Source organism: Amycolatopsis sp. NPDC047767 (assembly GCF_040704195.1).
Taxonomy (GTDB): domain Bacteria; phylum Actinomycetota; class Actinomycetes; order Mycobacteriales; family Pseudonocardiaceae; genus Amycolatopsis.
Genome location: NZ_JBEYSJ010000026.1, coordinates 95,265 through 111,172 on the forward strand (window position 1 = coordinate 95,265; position 15,908 = coordinate 111,172).

General features: G+C 70.7%; 16 protein-coding genes. 10 read left to right on the forward strand and 6 right to left on the reverse strand.

The annotated features are described in order from the left end of the window. From AB0878_RS35355 to AB0878_RS35375, 5 genes are all read right to left on the reverse strand, one after another. Entirely contained in the window at positions 1-906 is a 906-nt protein-coding gene (locus tag AB0878_RS35355; protein WP_366584744.1) for an ABC transporter ATP-binding protein, read from the reverse strand. Then, positions 903-1,454 (reverse strand): flavoprotein, encoded by a 552-nt coding sequence (locus tag AB0878_RS35360; protein ID WP_366584746.1) that lies wholly within the window; start codon positions 1,452-1,454, stop codon positions 903-905. The genes AB0878_RS35355 and AB0878_RS35360 overlap by 4 nt, the downstream gene beginning before the upstream one ends. A gap of 10 nt (positions 1,455-1,464) precedes the next feature. After that, positions 1,465-2,763 carry a lanthionine synthetase C family protein gene (locus tag AB0878_RS35365; protein WP_366584748.1) on the reverse strand — a complete coding sequence of 433 codons (1,299 nt, stop codon included), beginning with the start codon at positions 2,761-2,763 and terminating at the stop codon, positions 1,465-1,467. Further along, positions 2,760-5,792 (reverse strand): lantibiotic dehydratase, encoded by a 3,033-nt coding sequence (locus AB0878_RS35370; protein ID WP_366584750.1) that lies wholly within the window; start codon positions 5,790-5,792, stop codon positions 2,760-2,762. Before AB0878_RS35370 ends, AB0878_RS35365 begins: the two co-directional genes overlap by 4 nt. Positions 5,793-5,861: 69 nt before the next feature. After that, entirely contained in the window at positions 5,862-6,035 is a 174-nt protein-coding gene (locus tag AB0878_RS35375) for a gallidermin/nisin family lantibiotic (RefSeq protein ID WP_366584752.1), read from the reverse strand. A 233-nt stretch (positions 6,036-6,268) separates the two neighbouring features. Between AB0878_RS35375 and AB0878_RS35380 the strand changes: the two genes are divergently transcribed. The 8 genes from AB0878_RS35380 (at position 6,269) to AB0878_RS35415 (ending at position 12,298) form a co-directional block, all read left to right on the forward strand. After that, entirely contained in the window at positions 6,269-6,802 is a 534-nt protein-coding gene (locus AB0878_RS35380) for a sigma-70 family RNA polymerase sigma factor (protein WP_366584754.1), read from the forward strand. Next, positions 6,799-7,851, forward strand: a complete 1,053-nt coding sequence (locus AB0878_RS35385; RefSeq protein ID WP_366584756.1) for a hypothetical protein — start codon at positions 6,799-6,801, stop codon at positions 7,849-7,851. Before AB0878_RS35380 ends, AB0878_RS35385 begins: the two co-directional genes overlap by 4 nt. 443 nt (positions 7,852-8,294) lie before the next feature. Next, positions 8,295-8,891, forward strand: a complete 597-nt coding sequence (locus tag AB0878_RS35390; RefSeq protein ID WP_366584758.1) for a hypothetical protein — start codon at positions 8,295-8,297, stop codon at positions 8,889-8,891. Further along, positions 8,888-9,712: a hypothetical protein gene (locus AB0878_RS35395; RefSeq protein WP_366584760.1), complete on the forward strand. Its 825-nt coding sequence runs from the start codon at positions 8,888-8,890 to the stop codon at positions 9,710-9,712. The genes AB0878_RS35390 and AB0878_RS35395 overlap by 4 nt, the downstream gene beginning before the upstream one ends. 26 nt (positions 9,713-9,738) lie before the next feature. Then, the gene (locus AB0878_RS35400; protein WP_366584762.1) at positions 9,739-10,578 is read left to right on the forward strand and encodes an ATP-binding cassette domain-containing protein; all 840 of its coding nucleotides are present in this window, start codon (positions 9,739-9,741) and stop codon (positions 10,576-10,578) included. Between the two features lie 25 nt (positions 10,579-10,603). Then, a complete protein-coding gene (locus AB0878_RS35405; protein WP_366584764.1) occupies positions 10,604-10,960 on the forward strand; it encodes a DUF2511 domain-containing protein in 357 nt (118 codons plus the stop codon). A gap of 147 nt (positions 10,961-11,107) precedes the next feature. Next, positions 11,108-11,740: a hypothetical protein gene (locus tag AB0878_RS35410; RefSeq protein ID WP_366584766.1), complete on the forward strand. Its 633-nt coding sequence runs from the start codon at positions 11,108-11,110 to the stop codon at positions 11,738-11,740. Between the two features lie 123 nt (positions 11,741-11,863). Continuing rightward, positions 11,864-12,298, forward strand: a complete 435-nt coding sequence (locus AB0878_RS35415) for a hypothetical protein (RefSeq protein WP_366584768.1) — start codon at positions 11,864-11,866, stop codon at positions 12,296-12,298. Between the two features lie 31 nt (positions 12,299-12,329). On the opposite strand, the gene AB0878_RS35420 is transcribed toward AB0878_RS35415, so the two are convergent. Then, positions 12,330-13,040, reverse strand: coding sequence for a hypothetical protein (locus AB0878_RS35420; RefSeq protein WP_366584770.1), 711 nt, complete (start codon positions 13,038-13,040; stop codon positions 12,330-12,332). 112 nt (positions 13,041-13,152) lie between these two features. On the opposite strand from AB0878_RS35420, the gene AB0878_RS35425 reads away from it, so the two are divergent. Both AB0878_RS35425 and AB0878_RS35430 read left to right on the forward strand, forming a co-directional pair. After that, the gene (locus tag AB0878_RS35425) at positions 13,153-13,956 is read left to right on the forward strand and encodes an ABC transporter permease (protein WP_366584772.1); all 804 of its coding nucleotides are present in this window, start codon (positions 13,153-13,155) and stop codon (positions 13,954-13,956) included. Between the two features lie 3 nt (positions 13,957-13,959). Further along, complete coding sequence (locus AB0878_RS35430) at positions 13,960-14,670, forward strand: ATP-binding cassette domain-containing protein (protein ID WP_366584774.1); 711 nt, start codon at positions 13,960-13,962, stop codon at positions 14,668-14,670. The last annotated feature ends 1,238 nt before the right edge of the window (positions 14,671-15,908 follow it).

Sequence of the window (15,908 nt, forward strand, 5' to 3'; positions counted from 1 at the left end):
TCAGGATTCGGTGGTGGCGAAGTAGACGTCGTCCAGCGAGGGCTCCCGCAAGGCCACCTCGGTGACCGGCACGGTGACCGCCCGCACTACCTCGGCGATCCGCCGTTCGGGCTGTGTGCAGCGCACCAGCAGACCGTCCGTTGTGGACGAGACATCGAAGCCCGCGCGGATGAGCTCGGCTTCGGCCACGACGTCGTCCGCAGTGGACAGGCGCAACGCGGTCGCCGCCAGCTCGGCCTTGAGCACGGCCGGCGAACCACCGCGCACCAGGAGTCCGTTGTGGATGATCGCCACCTGGTCGGCGAGCTCGGCCTCGGCCAGGTAATGCGTGGCGTACAGGACGGTCACGCCCTCGTCGTCACGAAGCCGGCGCAGGTCAGCCCACAGCGCCCGGCGGACGTCGGGGTCGAGGCCGGTCGTCGGCTCGTCGAGGATGACCAGGCCGGGGCGGTGCAGCAAGGCCCGCGCGATCTCCAGCCGGCGTGCGAGCCCGCCGGAGAGCTGTTCGACGGGGTCGGCGCGCCGGTCGGCCAGGTCGAACTGGCGCAACACGTCGTCGATGCGCGCTCGCGCTTGTGCCCGCGGCAGCCCGAAGAGGCGGGCATGGAACCAGAGGTTGCGTTCCACCGGCAGATCGGGGTCGAGTGTCTGCTCCTGGAAGACCATGCCGATCCGCCGCCGCACGGCGACGGGGTCCACCGCTGCGTCATGCCCGAACACCTCGATCCGGCCGGAGTCCGGCGGCACCGCGGTCGACAGCGCTTTGAGCAGCGTGGACTTCCCGGCGCCGTTCGGGCCGAGCAGCGCCACGATCTCGCCGCCCCGCGCGCCGAGCGACACCCCGTCGACGGCGGTCCGCCCGCCGTAGGTGACCACGAGATCACGCACGTCGAAGGCAGGCGTCATGCCGACACCTCCGCACCCGCGCTGAGCCGCTCCAGCAACACTTCGGCCGGTGGCACGACGATGCTCGGCACGATCGCGCGGCTCGCCACCTCGTAGGCGGCGCCCGGGATCGGGTCGACGACGTCGTGGCCGTCCTCGCGCAGCAGCGCGACGTTGCGCTGCACCGCGGGCCGCTGCCACATCACCGGGTTCATCGCCGGCGCGAAGGTGACCGGGCAGTCGGCGGCCAGCACGGTCGTGGTGAGCAGGGTGGGTGCCAGGCCGTGGGCGACGGTGCCGAGCAGGTTCGCCGTGGCGGGCAGGATCAGCGCGCGGTCGGCCCACCGGCCGAGCGCGACGTGGCCGCCCGCCGGGTCCTCGTCGGTGCAGACGCGATCGCAGAGCACGGCGAGGCTGCCCGCCGGCAGGAAGCGGGCCGCGGTCGTGGTGAGCACGGCGACGATCTGCCGCACCCCGGCGGCGCGAAACGCGTGCAGGTAGGCGGGCAGACTCAGCACCGCGACCGAACCGCTCACTCCGAGCAGGAGTTTCTCCGGTGGACCGGACATGGCGACCTCCTCAGGTCAGCATCAGGGCGGTGTCCCACGCACCCGCCGCGGGCAGCAGAGCGCAGGCCACGCCGGCCGCGCCTTCGAGCATCCCGGCGACGTTCAGCCGCCGGTATCCCGTCGCGTCCAGCCAACCCCGCGGCGAATCCGGCACGAGGTGGGGGAAGACGAACGGGGCGGCCGGGTCGGCGAACGACAGCACCCGGGCGGTCAGCCGGGCGCAGCCGTCGAGCAGCACCGGGTCGCCGGCGGCGGTGCCGACGCGGCGCAGGATCTGCAGCAGCCCGGCGTAGCCGTGGCAGACCGTCGGGCCGTCGAGCCGCCACGACTGCTCGTCGCGGGCCAGGACGGCGCGCAACGCACCGACGGCGGCGGCGCACCACCCCGCTTCGCCCAGCACCGCGCCGGCCCGGTGGAGCGCGGCCGCGACGCCGGGAGCGCCGTAGCACCACGCCTCGCGGGTGAACACGTCGGCGGCGGGCGAGAGTTCCTCGTCCCAGCCGAGCCGGCACGGCCAGTACGCGCCCGCCTCGCCGGTACGACGCTGGGCGAGCAGCCAAGATCCGATGCGCCGCATGGCGGCACGCTGTCCGGGCACTTCCACGTCGCGTTCGAGCGCCGCGGCGAAGAACGCGAGCGGGCCGGGGATCCCGTGGGCCAGGCCGAGGTTGAAGTCGCCGCGCGGATACCGGCGGGCGTCCTCGGCGACCGGCTGCAGCTGCGACGGGATCCACCAGCCGGGCACGGTGTGTCCGTCCACAGTGATCGGTTCGGTCAGCTTCACCAGGTACCGCAACGTGTTCTCGACCACGCCGGTTTCGCCGACGTCCAGCAGCAGCCGGGCGGTTCCGGACAGGCCGTTGATCACGTCGTAGTGCGCCCACGAGACGCCGGGTTCGGTCCGCGCGGCGCACGCGTCGAGCCGCGTCTGCTGATCCGCCGCGACCCAGGCGGCGAGCTTCCGGCGCAGCGTTCCGTAGTTCGGGCTCAGCCGGTGCACGGCGGTGAGCAACGCCGCGGGCCCGGCGTAGAGGCCGTTGGCCGGTTGCCCGGACATGAGCTGCGCAGCGCGTGCGACGTGCCGGTGCGCCACAGCGAACCAGCGTTCGTCGGCCGCCGCGAGTTCGGCGTACAGGAGGGCGATGCCGGGCAGGCCCGCGGCGAGCGCGACCGGAGCCCACATCGAGGCGCCGTAGATCGGCTCGACGTTGTCCGGCCGGCTCGCGATCTCGGCGACGGAATCCGGCTCGGCAAGCCGGTCTGCGACGAGCAAGACGGCTTCTTCGGCGTCGGTCAGGCACGCGGTCATCGGTGGTGCCTCCGCCGGTTCGCGTTGTCCTGCACGGCACCACGCGCGAGCCCGAGCACGATGGCTTCCCGGCTGGAGGAGCCGCCGAAGAGCCGGTTGCAGGTCATGTGCATCAGGCTGCCGACGATCCGTGCTTCCGGTGCCGCACAACGGTCGCCGAGCTCGCGGATGAGCCGCCTGTAGTCGCGGGCCGCGGCGTCGCGCGCGCTCAGCGCGGCCAGGACGGGAGCGCCGGCTTCGCCGAGCCCGGCCCAACCACCTGCGGGGTCGATCAGGCGTTGCCACCGCGCCGCGTCTTTTCGGTACTCCGCGGGCAGTTCGCGGCGGCTGCCGGTGATCGCGAGCCACGATTCGGCCGCGTCGCCGGTGTCGGTCACCCAGCGCGCTCCCGGCGACGGCGCCCCGAACGCCTTCGCCAGCGCGGCCACGGAAATGGCGCCGAGCGTGTCCAAGGAGAACAGTCCCTGCTTGGCCAGCCGCAGGAGCGTGATCGCCGCTTCGCTGTCCGCACCGAATAGGCGCTCGGCGGCAGCCTGCGCCGCGGGCCCACCGTACCGCTCCAGCTCGGGGTCGTACTGCTCGATGCTGGAGCTGCCTGCGAAACCCGTCCGCTGCCAGGCGGCGAGCACCTCGGACGCGGCAGGCAGGAGCTCGGACCACAGGCGCGCGGGCTCGCCGTGGAACCGCAGCCGCAGGTGGTGGCCGTCGGAATCGGTGTAGCGGATGAAGAACCAGCGATCGACGCCCGCCTCCGCGGCCGGCGTCAGCAGCCGGGGGAGCTCGTCGCGCAGCAGGTCGTCCTGGACGCGGCAGGACCCGCGGACCAGCAGGTACAACCAGTCGCCCGCCAGCCGCGCCGGTTCGGGCCGGGCGACTACGTGGGCGACGTGCGGTGGCCGGCCCCGCTCGGGCCGCGGCACGAGCGAAACGACGACCTCGCGCGTGTGCCCGTCGCCGACCGAATCTTCGCCGCCCGCGATTTCCTGGGCCACCAGCTCGGGATTGCGCGCCAGTTCGTCGCGCAGCAGCTCGCGGTGCCACGGGTCGCCGAGGTTCAGCAACAGCCGCTGGTCGGTGCTGACGACCAGCACCCGGTCCGGCACCTGCCAGCGGGCCTGCCAGTCGGCGACGGCCCGGTCGATGTCGTCCTGCCCTCGCAACCCGTCGAGCCGCCAGGTCGCGGGCGCAAGCACCGTGCGGCGGTAGCGGATCCGCGGCAGGAACGGCGCGTTCGCCATCGGCCCCCAGTTCCACGGTTCCCACAGCCGCTGCCCTTCCAAGCCCACCTCGAACAGCAGGCGGATCACGTTGGGCGCCTGCACGGCCGGGCTGACCATGTTGGGCAGCACGGGAACCAGCTCACGGCCGGTCGGCACGTGCACGGCGTAGAGGCGTTCGAGCGTCGCTCCGACGGCGATCTCGGCGACCGGGATCTCTTCGGTCCCTGGCGCGTCCGGCAGCCCGGCGGTGATCCGCCGCCCGGTGGCTCCGACGGTGTGCGCGAGGTTCGCCGCACGGCCCGAGCGGGGCATGAACGCCAGGTCGGCGTGGACGGCCCCGGGCACGTGCACCAGCTGCTCGCCGTCGCGCCAGTCCGGCAGGAGGTCGTGGAAGCGGCCGGATGTCGCGCCCGCGTGGTGCGAGCCGGGGCTGGGCGAGACGACGACCCGGAACCCGCCGTCGGCCTGGTCGACCACATGCACGTACAGCTCGCAAGAGTTCGGCAGGTCTGCCGGATCGGCGTCGTCATAGGCGAGTTCGCGCACCAGCTCGTCGGTGAGCACGGCCTCGCGCGAGTTCTCCCGGACGGCGGCCATCGCCAGCTCGCTGATCAGGCGGTCGCGTTTCGTGCTCGCCGGTTCGGGCGTTTCCTCCGGCGCGGCCTCGCTTTCCGGCCATTCGTAGCCGGCGGGCGCGCCCAGCGAGCGCGTCGGATCGAGCAGTTCGAGCACCGGAACCAGCCGGTCGGCGCCGTAGCGTTCGAGGAACCGGCCGTGGAACCCGCGCAGCGGACGCATGCCCAGGCGCGGCGGGGACAGCCGCCACAGAACCTCGGCGGCGCGTTCGACCTCGGTGCGGACTTCCTCGGACAGTCGCAAGCGGACGTCCACCCGGGTGTCGACGTGCAGGGGTGTCGCGAAGTCCTCGATCTCCCGGGCCGCGGCGAGCAGCCCGGTGAGCTCGACCGTGCCTTCGCCGGGCGCGAGCGCGTCGTACTTCCCGCGCAGCCGGTCCAGTTCCTGAAGCCGGGCGCGGAGGTCGCCGTCCGGGAGTCCGCTCAGGACGTGGTGCAGCGGATCGGTGCCGTCCAGCGGCGGGCGCAGGTCCGTGATCAGCAGCTCCTGCTCGACGAGCGTTCGCACGAGCCGCCAGACGGGCGCCTCGGCGCCGTCGGAGAACTGCCCGGCGAGCCTGCGCACCAGTTCGGCGGCGGGGACGGGCGACGCCGCGGCCCGCAACGCGGCGGCGACCACGGGCGAGCGGCGCGCGGACACGATCGTGCGCGTGGTCTGGCCGGGTGCGGCGCCATGCCCTGACGGCGTCTCCAGCAGCACGCGGTCACCCCGGCCGGTCAGCGCCTGGTGGCTGCGGACGCGCAGGCCCCGCAGCACCGCGGGATCCGTTTCGGCGCGGTGCACGATCCGCAGGAGCCAGCTCATATCGGCGTGTGTGCGGTGGCGGTCCGCCGTTCCCCGTTCGAAAGCCGCGTCGCCGAACTCGCCTGAGGCGACCCCCGCGAACAGGCCGAACGGCGTCGGCCGCGTCCGCATCCGGATGTCGTAGCGCAGCACGGAAAGCGCGGCCCGACGCAGCTGTTTCGGTTTCAGGGCCGCGACTTCGCCGGCGGCGACGCGCTCGAGCACGGCGCCGAGGCTCGGGCTGGCCAGCGTGATCGCCTCGACCAGCCGGGGCTCGGCGACCGCCGCGGTCAGCAGGCCGGCGTAGGTGTCCGGGCCACCCGGTGGCGATTCGGCCAGCAACGGCGACCGGACGAGGAAAGCAGGCCAAGCGCGGAACAACGGATCCATCGGTTCCCCCGGAGACGGACGGACGGTTCGGGAAGGCGCCGGGCCGAGTCCCGGCCCGGCGCCACGGGATCAGCAGCAGAAGCTGCAGTTGCTGCCGCCACCCGGGCTGGTGCAGCCGGGGGTGCACAGCGAGATGCTGGTGATCGCCGGCGTCACGCTCATCTGCTCGACACCCACCTCAAGGTCGAGGTCGAACAGATCGACGTCGTCGATCACCGCGGCGGTGGTTTCGAAAGTCGGCATGGTTACTCCTTGCTCGGAATCGGGTGAGTTCTTCCCCTCGAGGTGGCGGACGCCCCTGAAGTCCGCCCTTTCAAAACAAGCCAGACCGCGAAACGCGCCTCAAGCCCTTCGGCGACAACTGGCAGTCACCAGGCGGCCGGGCAGTCCTCCGGTCGGGGGCACTCGAACGAACGCCGTGAACCGCCGGCCGCTTCGCTGCTACACCTATGTATGTGTGGTCGGACGAGCAGCTCATGTCCTCCGTCGCAGGCGGCGACCAGCATGCTCTTCGCCACCTGTACGAACGGCACAGCAGCGGGATGTTCCGCCTGCTGCGCCGCCTCACGTCCGACGCCGGGGCAGCCGAAGAGATCCTCCAGGAAGCCTGGCTGGCAGTGTGGCAGTCGGCAGGCAGCTTCCGCGCCGAATCTTCCGTCCGCGGCTGGCTCTACGGCGTGGCCCGCCGCCAAGCCCACAATCGCCTCCGGCGCGCCACGCTGGTGGAAGTCGGCCTCGACGAAGCCGCCGCCGTCCCCGACGAAGCCCCCGGCGTCGAGGACCGCGTACTGGCCGGCGTCGAACGGGCGGCCCTGGTGGAAGCGATCACCGAGCTGCCGGAACACCTGCGCGAAGTCCTCGTGCTGGTGCTCGGAGAAGACCTCTCGTACCCGGAGGTGGCGACCGCGCTGGGCATCCCGGTCGGCACCGTCAAAAGCAGGATGTCGCACGCCCGGCGCCACCTGAGCGCGCGGCTCAGCCCGTCTCCGGCCCGCAGGAGCACACCATGACCCACCCCACCGACGACGAACTGCGTCTCATCGACCGGCCCGAGGGCCACCTCGCGGAGTGCCCCGCCTGCCACCGGCGCTGGGACTCCTGGCGCTCACTCACCGCGGCCACGCGCCAAGCCGCGCTGGTCCTGACGCCTGAGCTGGCGCCGCCGTCGTTCGACACGCTGCTGCCGGATCTGGTGTCCGGGGCCGATGCGGTGCTGCCGGACCTGACGCTCGCTTCCCACGCACCGGGGCCGGACCTCGCGCCCGCATCCGACGCACAGGGGCGGGACCTCGCACCCGAATCCGGCTCGCGTCTACCGAACCTGGCAGCTGCGTCCGACGCGCTGCCGCCGGAAGCGGCGACCCCGCACCGACCGCGAGCGAGCGCGCTCCCGAACGCGGCACCCAGGCCGGCTCCGCGCCGATCTTTGCGGACGAGCGCGCTGCTGGTCTGGTGGCAACTCCGCCTGATGCCCCGCCGGCTGCTCCCGCTGAGCTTCGTCGGCCTCGCCGCCGCCGTCGGGATCGCGCTGATCACCCCGGACCCGTTGCCGGCGTCGCGCTACTTCGCGGCCGGCGTGGTCCTCGTCGCGCTGCTGGGGTCGCTGGCCACAATCTCGCGCCGCGGCGACCCGCGGGGCGAGCTCCTGTTCGCCCTGCCGACGTCACCCGTCACCGTATTCATCGCGCGCCTGGTGGTGGTGCTGACCGTCGACCTTCTGCTGGCGCTGGCCGGCTCGGTCGCCGTCCATGCGGCGGGCATCGGCAGCGGCGTGTTCGACCTGGTCACGGGCTGGCTCGGCCAGTCGCTGCTCGCCTCGGCCATTGCCGTCGCCGGCACCGTCCGCTGGTCCTCCGGCGTCGGCGCCGCGGCCGCTGTCGCGGCCTGGTGCCTCGGCTCCCTGACCACCCTCGCCCGCGGCGGCCTCGCTGAACGCATCGGCGCAGCCGCCGCACAAATCTGGGGCACCACCCCCTGGACACTCGCCCTCGTCCTGCTGCTGTTCGTTCTGGCCGCCCGCCAGCTACGCCTGCCCGAACGCCGCCGGGAATTCGCGTGAACCACTTCGCCGGCACCCTCGGTGCACCACCGCCCGCGGAAACACGAAGCGGCGCGGGCCAGGCAGAATCACTCGACCTCGCGGCCGCGGCAGCGCCAACATCAGCCCAAATCTGCGTGGCTCCTCGCCTCCCTCTCCGAAGGCATCGGTGCTGCCGAAACCCGGGCCACCGTGTCCTCGGCACTCACCCCCGTTCCGCTCGCGCTGGCTGGCCGCCCCGCACGGCCGCGCGCACGCCGTCGGGAATTTACGAGAGCCTCGCCGACCCCCACCCACCACAGCACCACCGAATACACCAATGCCGCAGTCACACGAAACCGGGACACCGCACCGTCGACACTCACCCCCGCGCTGTCCGTCCTGGCCACCCGCCAACTGCCCCTGCCCGAATGCCGCCGGGAATTCGCGTGAACCACCCGACCCTCCCCCGCTACGTACCAGGTATGGACCACCTCCAGCTGTGGCGTTACGAGGCGAAGCGGGCGGGGCGGCACGTCCTCGCCGCACCGCCCTTGGTTGCTGCGCTGGTGCTGGGCAGTGGGCTCGGCCTGCGGGGTGCCGGGTTCGCCGGCGCGTGGGTAGCGCAGGCGGTGCCACCGTTGGTGGCCGGGGTGGCGGCGGCCGCGGTCGCCGGTGGGGAGCGGGCGGTGGAGCTGCACCTGAGTCTGCCGACGCCGCTGGGCACGACGTTCGCGCGGCGGCTCGGCCTGCTGGGCGCGGCCGTGGTGCTGGGGGCGGTGATCGTGGCGGCCGGGCTGGTGCCGAGTGCCGAGGCGGTCACGCGGTTCGCCACGGTGTGCGCGTTCGGCCTCATGCTCGGTGCGGCGGGCACGTGGGCCGCCGCGGTGCTGCGGTCGGTGGCCGCCGCGTCCACGGTCGTGCTGTGCGCGTGGTTCGCGCAGCTGTTCGTACTCGACCGGTTCTTCTCCGCCCCGGCCGGCCGGATCGGTGCGCTGCTCGTGATCGCGACGCTGTTCGCGGTGCCGGCCGCGCGCCGGATCATCGAGGGCCGGGGCCTGCTCGGCGGGGGACAAGAATGACCACTACCTGGAGTGCAGTACAGGGCTCGGTGCGCTACGAGGCCCGCATGGCCGCGCGTGGACGCGTGCTGTGGCTGTCGCTGCTGCCGCTGACGGCGCTCGCGGTTCTGCTGGCGCTCTCCTCGCCCATGGTGACCGGCATGGCCGATCCCGTGGGCCGCGTCGGGATGACGCTCGTGGTGGTCAACACCTTCGCGGTGGCGGGCCTCGGTGTCGCTCTGGCCGGACGGCTGAGCCAGCACACCCGGCCCGGCCTCACCGAAGTCCTCGACACAACCCCGGCCGGCCGCACCACGCGCATGGCCGGGAATCTTGCCGGCGCGCTGGCCGTGGCGCTCGCACCGATCGCCGGCGTCGTCGTGCTGATCGGCATTGTCGTCAGCGCACAGGCCGGCTCGGTGGCGCCGGTGGTCAACTCGCTCCTCGGCATCGTGATCATGCTCGTGCCCGCGGCACTCGCGATCACCACACTCGCCGGCCTGCTCGGACTCCTCATGCCCGTCGTGCTCGCCCGGGTCGTGGTGGTGGCGCTCTGGCTGTGGGCCACCCAGCTCAGCCCGGGATTCGTGCCGGTGCCGACCCCGACCGGCACGGTGCTCTCCCCGCTCGGCGGCTACCCGGCAGTCGCGTGGCTCGGCGCGCGGCACGTCTGGGCCGCACGGGGGCGCACCGGATTCCTCAGCCCACCGGCGGGCGCCGGGTCGGCCCTGCTGAACATCGCGCTCGTCCTGCTGTGCGCAGTGGTGTTCTTCTGCGCGGCGCGGCTGGTGCTGGCCTGGCGAGCGGACCGCCACGACGGACAGGACGGAGCGATCCGGTGAAGATCGTCATCGAGGGACTCACGAAGATGTACCGCCGCGGCGAAGCGGCGCTGGACGGCATCGACCTGCGCCTCGGCGAAGGCATGACCGGCCTGCTCGGACCCAACGGCGCGGGCAAGACCACGCTGATGCGCGTCCTCACCGGCATCCTGCACCCGACCGCCGGCCGGGTCCGCGTCGGCGACCACGACCTGGCGACGTCGTCCGGCCGCACCGCCGTGAAACGCATGCTCGGCTACCTGCCGCAGGAGCTGTCGCTGTATCCAGATCTCACCGCCCGCGAATTCCTCGACTACGTCGCGCTCCTCAAAGGCGTTGACGACAAGCACCTTCGCCACACGCAGGTCGACGACCTGCTCGGCCAGGTCGGGCTCGACGAACACCGCGGTCGGCGCATCAGCGGCTTCTCCGGCGGCATGAAACGCCGCCTCGGCATCGCCCAGGCGCTGCTGGGTGATCCGCGGCTGGTGATCGTCGACGAGCCGACCGCCGGGCTCGACCCGCAGGAACGCATGCGGTTCCGCGCTTTGCTCGCGGGGCTCGGTGGAGACCGGATCATGATCCTGTCCACACATATCCTCGACGACGTCGCCCAAACCTGTCCGGAAGTCTGCGTGCTCAGCCAAGGGCGGGTGCTTTACCACGGCACCACCGCCGGCCTCACCGGCGCGGCGGCAGACCGGACTTTTCAGTTGCAGAGCGAAAAGCCGCCGTCCGGTGGCACCGTCGTCAACGCCGTGTCCGGGCCTGGCGGCACCGTGTACCGGCTGGTCGGCACGCCCCCGCCCGGCGCACAACTGGTTGCGCCCACGCTCGAAGACGGTTACGTCGCTCTTCTGCAATCGCACGAGCAGTCGAAAATCTGAGGTGTAAATGTCCAGGATCGCCACTGTGGCCGGCTTCCTCGCCGCCGCGTTCGTGCTCACCGCTTGCGGCTCGGGCACCCGGAACCCGGCCTCGACCAGCGCCGTTCCCCTGCCGCCTCCGACATCGAGCCGGCAAGCGGTCACCCAGGCCAATTTCGGATATTTGTGGCCATTGACCGTCGACAGCGGAACACTCGAATGCCACAGCGCCGACCAGGTGGTCTTCGTCGCACCCGACGGAAAGTCCTATGCGCTCAACGACAAAGCCGCAGCGGCTGGAGTACCGGCGATCGAGCCGTTGCGCAAAGAGGGCAGCACCGGCGGGAAAATCAGCCTGGGCTCCCTGCTCAGCACCGGGGTCGGGCTGTGCGGGAAGCGGTGACCGTGCCCCACCATCCTCGCCCGCCACACCGCGTGCTCAATTCGGGAAAAGCAACTCCACTTTCACTCTAATGAGTCTTGGAGGGGGGTCGTGAAGTGCTATCTTCACTAGTGGTTGATTGACACCCAACAGGACGGGGGGCCTGTGGTGGATGCGTCATACTATCTAGTGATAAAAGCGCACGCCGGGTTACGTTTCAGTCCCGTCGGTAGCCGAGAAGACTGGGCCGGAGCCGGTGTCACGCTCGACTTTCTCGAACCACCATCGTTGGTGGTACTGCCACCGGACGGAACACCGGTTCTGGTTCCGGCGGCGAGCGAACCCGATGTAGCTCTGATCCGGTCGTTGCGGCACAAGGATTGCCTGCGGCAGATCATCGCCGTTGTCGACGACCTCGACGGGCACCAGACGTTTCGCGCGATCGACAGCGGAGCCAGCGCGGTGCTGAACGTCCGGCTGCCACACGAAAAACAGCTCGGCGCAGTTCTCGCCACTTGCTCTGGTCAGCCCCGGCGCGGACCGCGGCTCACGGAGGTGCGCGCGCTCGAACCCGCCGCGAACACCGAAGCCGCCGACCCGGAAGATACCGGCCGGCTCATGCGGATGCTGTGCGGCACCAGCAGCATCTCGGCCATCGCGCGCGAGTTCTACTGCTCGGAGCGTTCGATGTACCGCCGGCTTCGCCGGTTGTACGAGCAATTGGGGGTATCCGGGCGTTCCGAGCTGAAATCCCGCATGGCCGATCGGAGCGCGATGCTGGTCGCGGTGGCCCGCCACTGATTCCGGAACCGACCGGACTGCCATGATCGCTTCCGAAGCTGCCACAAGTCGCCGAAGGTGCTGTGCACGCGATGATCACGTCTTCTACTGGACGGGCAACTTCCGCCCGGAAAGGAGAATCCCGTGCAGAATCCCCTTGCCCTGCCCGTCGTCGCGGCGACCGCGATCGCCACCATGGTGCTGCCCGCCGCGACGGCGAGCGCCGCACCGCTCGCGCCGCCGTCGTGCTCGATCAGCGTGGACTACCCCCACGGTTCGCACACGGTGCCCGGCGCGACAAACGTCCACGGTGTGTTCAGCTGCAACACCAAGGTCACCGGCATGACGATCCAGGTGAAGCTGTGGCTGCGCACCGGATACCAGCAGTACCAGCTGGTCGGTGACAGCGGCGTCCAGCGCAATTCCGGCAAGAACCAAATCAAGTCCAACGCCGCCTGGAACCAGTGCCACGACGGCTGGGTCATGCACGGCGAAGCGTTCGGCGTGGCGACGCAGGTGCCCTACCAGCCGGTCACCGCGCACACCAGCGGCAAAGACGTCGACGTCGTCGGCTGCTGAGGTCCCGCGGTGAGGTGCCGGCCAGGGCGCCTCACCGCAGCCGCGGTTCGGTGAGCCAGGCCGTCGATTCGCAGTTCCAGCCACGCAACGCCGACGTACCACGGTCCGTGGCGATCGGCACGTCCTGCGTGTACACCAGCCCGCGAGCACTCAAGTGCACGGCATCGAAATCCTCGGCGACGGCGAGCCAGTCCACCCGCGGGAACCCGCTGCCGCCCAGCGGGTACTCCGCCAGAAGCACGGCGAAGTCCGCCGCGCGTTCGATGCGGTGGATCCGCGCGGCCGTGAGGTCGACCGTGACCCAGTGCTCGCGACGCGGCGGAACCTCGCCCGCCGCGCGCGTTTCCGGGGTTCCGACCAGACTTTCGCTCCGCGACCAGCAACTCGTGCCGTCCGGCAAACGGGACGACGTCCACCACGCGCCACGCGGCTTGTCGTCCAAAACCCTTGTACTGCCAGGCTCGGGGCGGACCAGCGCCACGCGCGGTGGTTCCGGCGCCACCGAGAAATGGGCCTGGGCCTCGCTGGGTGTCGGCTCGGCGAACCAGCCGCCGGACAAGCGGTTCTCGAGCTCCTCGGCCACGGGCCGCGGGTCGACCTCCGGCCCGGCTTCGGGGCCGACCCATTCCGCCGTCGCGGCAATCACCTCGAACAAGTCTACATCGGACAGCTCGACGAGCGGGAGCCCGGCGCGGACGAGCGCACGGCAGACCGCGGAGAACAGCGGGGGCTTCTCGACCATGTCCGCAGGGTACCGGACCACCACGATCGAGTGCCGCGAAAAAGGCGTGAACCACCTCCACCCCTCACCGCTACATACCGGACGACACCGAATTCGGCGGAACGGAGGAGCCATGACTTCCGGCGCGGATGTGCCCGACAAACCGGCGGCGCGGGACCACCCTGCACTGTGGACGGTCGTCGGCACCGAGCTGGCCCGTATGCGGCGGGGATTCCTGCCCTGGTACACGATTCTCGCGCCGATCGCGATCGCCGTGCCGCTCTACCTCGGCTCGCTGTTCTCGCCCGAAGGCGCCTCCGGCGACACCTGGGGCGTGTTCAGCCGGGTGACGCTCGAGTTCTGGGGTGCGCTCGTGCCGATGAGCGCGGGGCTCACGGCGGCGCTGGCCGTGCGCGCGGACAACGAGGCCTGGCGGCTGCTGCTGTCGTACGCGGTGCCGCGGTGGCGGTACTTCGCGGGCAAATTCGGGGCACTGGCCGTGCTCAACCTGATTTCGAGCACCATCCTCCTGGCCGTTCTCGCGGGCGGAGCGGTGCTGAACGGGCAAGTCGGCGAAGTTCTCGGCACGATCACCGCCGCGGCCTACCTGCCGTGGCTCGCGGGGCTGGCGACGTCGGCGCTGGCACTGCTCGTCTCGGTGCTGTGGGGGCTCGGCCCCGGCATCACCGTCGGCGTGGTCGGGCTGCTCGCCGGCACCCTGACCGCGGACAAGTCCTTCTGGTTTGCGATTCCCGTCGCCTGGCCGATGCGGGTGCTCCTGCCCGTGGCCGGCATCAGCCCCAACGGCATCGCGCTGCCGCCGCACAGCCCGCTCGCCGATCCGGACGTGATCCCCGTGGCCGTGGCCCTGTCCGTCGGGCTGCTGGCCGTCCTGCTGGCCGCCGGGTGCCGGCACCTGAGCCGCAAGGAGGTGTGATCGATGTTGACTCTCGAGATTTCGGGACTGCACAAGCATTACGGCGCGCACCGCGCGCTCGATGGCGTCGACCTGCAGGTGCGGTCGGGTGAGGTCTACGGGCTGCTCGGGCCCAACGGCGCGGGCAAGACCACACTGATGAAAACCGTGCTCGGCCTGCAACGCCCGACCAGCGGCGATATCCGGCTGTTCGGACGGGCGTACGACCGCGGGCTCCTCAGCGACGTGGGTGCGCTCGTCGAGGCCCCGGGCCTGTGGTCGCACCTGAACGCCGTGGCGCACCTGCGCATCCACGCGAAGCTGCGGGGCGTGTCCACGGACTGGATCGAGCCGGTGCTGGCCCAGGTCCAGCTGACCGACGTGCGCACCCGGCGCGTTTCGCAGTACTCACTGGGCATGCGCTGGCGCCTCGGCCTTGCGATCGCCCTCCTGGTGCGGCCGCGATTCATCGTGCTCGACGAGCCGACGAACGGCCTCGACCCCGTCGGAATCCGGGAAATGCGCGCGCTGATCCGGTCGCTGGCCGGATCGGGGGTCACCATCATGATCTCCAGCCACCAGCTGTCGGAGATCGCGCAGATCTGCGACAGCGTCGGCGTTCTCGTCGCGGGCCAGACCCGGTACGAGGGCGAGGTCCAGGGCCTCGCCGTGAACGGCGACCTGGAGGAGGGCTTCTTCCGCATCATCGAAAACGTCGGCGGCGGCGTCCGCTGACCGCACCGGAGCCGGACCCGCCGCGCCGTCCCCCAGGACGCGGCGGGTCCACGCCGGAGCTTGTCGCGTGCGACTGTCCGCTGTGTGATGACGAATTGCGGGGCGTCCTCGAGAATGGCAAGCCGGTCATCATCCTGATGCACGGCGTTGGCGACGCGCTGGTGATCGATATTGGCTACTACCAGCAAGGTTCGCATATGCAATCGCTTGTTGGTGAGCAGCATCGGTGGTCATTTGCCGTCGATAGACGAGGGTAAAGCGAGGGCAGGACATTTTTGCGCTCATCCGGGCCGTTCTTGGGCCCGTTGTCCCGTGAAAGACCATCATGTCTCGTAAGTGGCCAGCTGCGTGCAACACTGGTCGCTGTGTTGGACGAGGCGAGTCGGCAGCGACGGCGTGCCCTGGTTGTGGCCGTCGTGTGGACCTTCGTGGCGGCGAGCCTGTTGACCTTTGTTGCGCACTTCGACCTTGGTTCGGGTTGGCTCCTCGCCCTACCAATTGGCGGCACCTCGTTTGCCTCGGGCAAGTGGCGGTCATACCTGAAGTTCCGACGCGAACCGCGCGAGCAGCAGAAGGCTTCGGGGTAGGCGGAATGCCCCGCCCGGCGACTGTCGCCCGGCGCGGAGCGGCAGGGCAGGTGTTGATCTAGAGCTGAATCCACGTCCCCTCACCCCACCGTGCACCTGCGGGACCTGAGGGGACGAGACTCTGATGCTCTCTGACCTGCGTAGTTTCAGTCGTCGTCGGTCGTTGCCGGCAGGCCTTGGGTGGTGCGATGTGACATGCATGTGGCATGCGATCCACGACGCGGATGCCGCAAAGACCTGCGACCGAGTGTCAACCTGGAAGATTGGAAGCCCCGTAGCCTGAATCCGGTACGTGGTCGACGGTTGAGTGGTACGGATCGCGACTGCCAAGGGGATCACCCGAGTCTTGCTGCCTCCGGGTAGCCTTCATGGCTTTCAAGGCGGACTTCCGTGTCGGCGTTTTATCCCGTTTCCACCACTTCTGTTTCATCTGACACCTCACTCGGCCGAGGCACGACGTTACGGCCCGACCGCCGAGGAATGAACCTGCTTCCCCAGAAGAGACGAACAGCATCCGCAGGTCGGCGTGTCATTCGTCCTGCTGCCGAAGCGGACAATCCCCTACTGGCAACGTGGTCCTTCAAGGACCACCTGCAAGTGGGTGGCCTCTTCGCCATCTCGTCGACCTGGCGTAGCCCGATCACGTCGTGT

What these genes read in the sequence shown, in the direction of transcription:
- AB0878_RS35355 (WP_366584744.1), bottom strand. Translation starts at nt 906, where the DNA reads ATGACGCCTGCCTTCGACGTGCGTGATCTCGTGGTCACCTACGGCGGG.
- AB0878_RS35360 (WP_366584746.1), bottom strand. Translation starts at nt 1,454, where the DNA reads ATGTCCGGTCCACCGGAGAAACTCCTGCTCGGAGTGAGCGGTTCGGTC.
- AB0878_RS35365 (WP_366584748.1), bottom strand. Translation starts at nt 2,763, where the DNA reads ATGACCGCGTGCCTGACCGACGCCGAAGAAGCCGTCTTGCTCGTCGCA.
- AB0878_RS35370 (WP_366584750.1), bottom strand. Translation starts at nt 5,792, where the DNA reads ATGGATCCGTTGTTCCGCGCTTGGCCTGCTTTCCTCGTCCGGTCGCCG.
- AB0878_RS35375 (WP_366584752.1), bottom strand. Translation starts at nt 6,035, where the DNA reads ATGCCGACTTTCGAAACCACCGCCGCGGTGATCGACGACGTCGATCTG.
- AB0878_RS35380 (WP_366584754.1), top strand. Translation starts at nt 6,269, where the DNA reads ATGTCCTCCGTCGCAGGCGGCGACCAGCATGCTCTTCGCCACCTGTAC.
- AB0878_RS35385 (WP_366584756.1), top strand. Translation starts at nt 6,799, where the DNA reads ATGACCCACCCCACCGACGACGAACTGCGTCTCATCGACCGGCCCGAG.
- AB0878_RS35390 (WP_366584758.1), top strand. Translation starts at nt 8,295, where the DNA reads ATGGACCACCTCCAGCTGTGGCGTTACGAGGCGAAGCGGGCGGGGCGG.
- AB0878_RS35395 (WP_366584760.1), top strand. Translation starts at nt 8,888, where the DNA reads ATGACCACTACCTGGAGTGCAGTACAGGGCTCGGTGCGCTACGAGGCC.
- AB0878_RS35400 (WP_366584762.1), top strand. Translation starts at nt 9,739, where the DNA reads ATGTACCGCCGCGGCGAAGCGGCGCTGGACGGCATCGACCTGCGCCTC.
- AB0878_RS35420 (WP_366584770.1), bottom strand. Translation starts at nt 13,040, where the DNA reads ATGGTCGAGAAGCCCCCGCTGTTCTCCGCGGTCTGCCGTGCGCTCGTC.
- AB0878_RS35425 (WP_366584772.1), top strand. Translation starts at nt 13,153, where the DNA reads ATGACTTCCGGCGCGGATGTGCCCGACAAACCGGCGGCGCGGGACCAC.
- AB0878_RS35430 (WP_366584774.1), top strand. Translation starts at nt 13,960, where the DNA reads ATGTTGACTCTCGAGATTTCGGGACTGCACAAGCATTACGGCGCGCAC.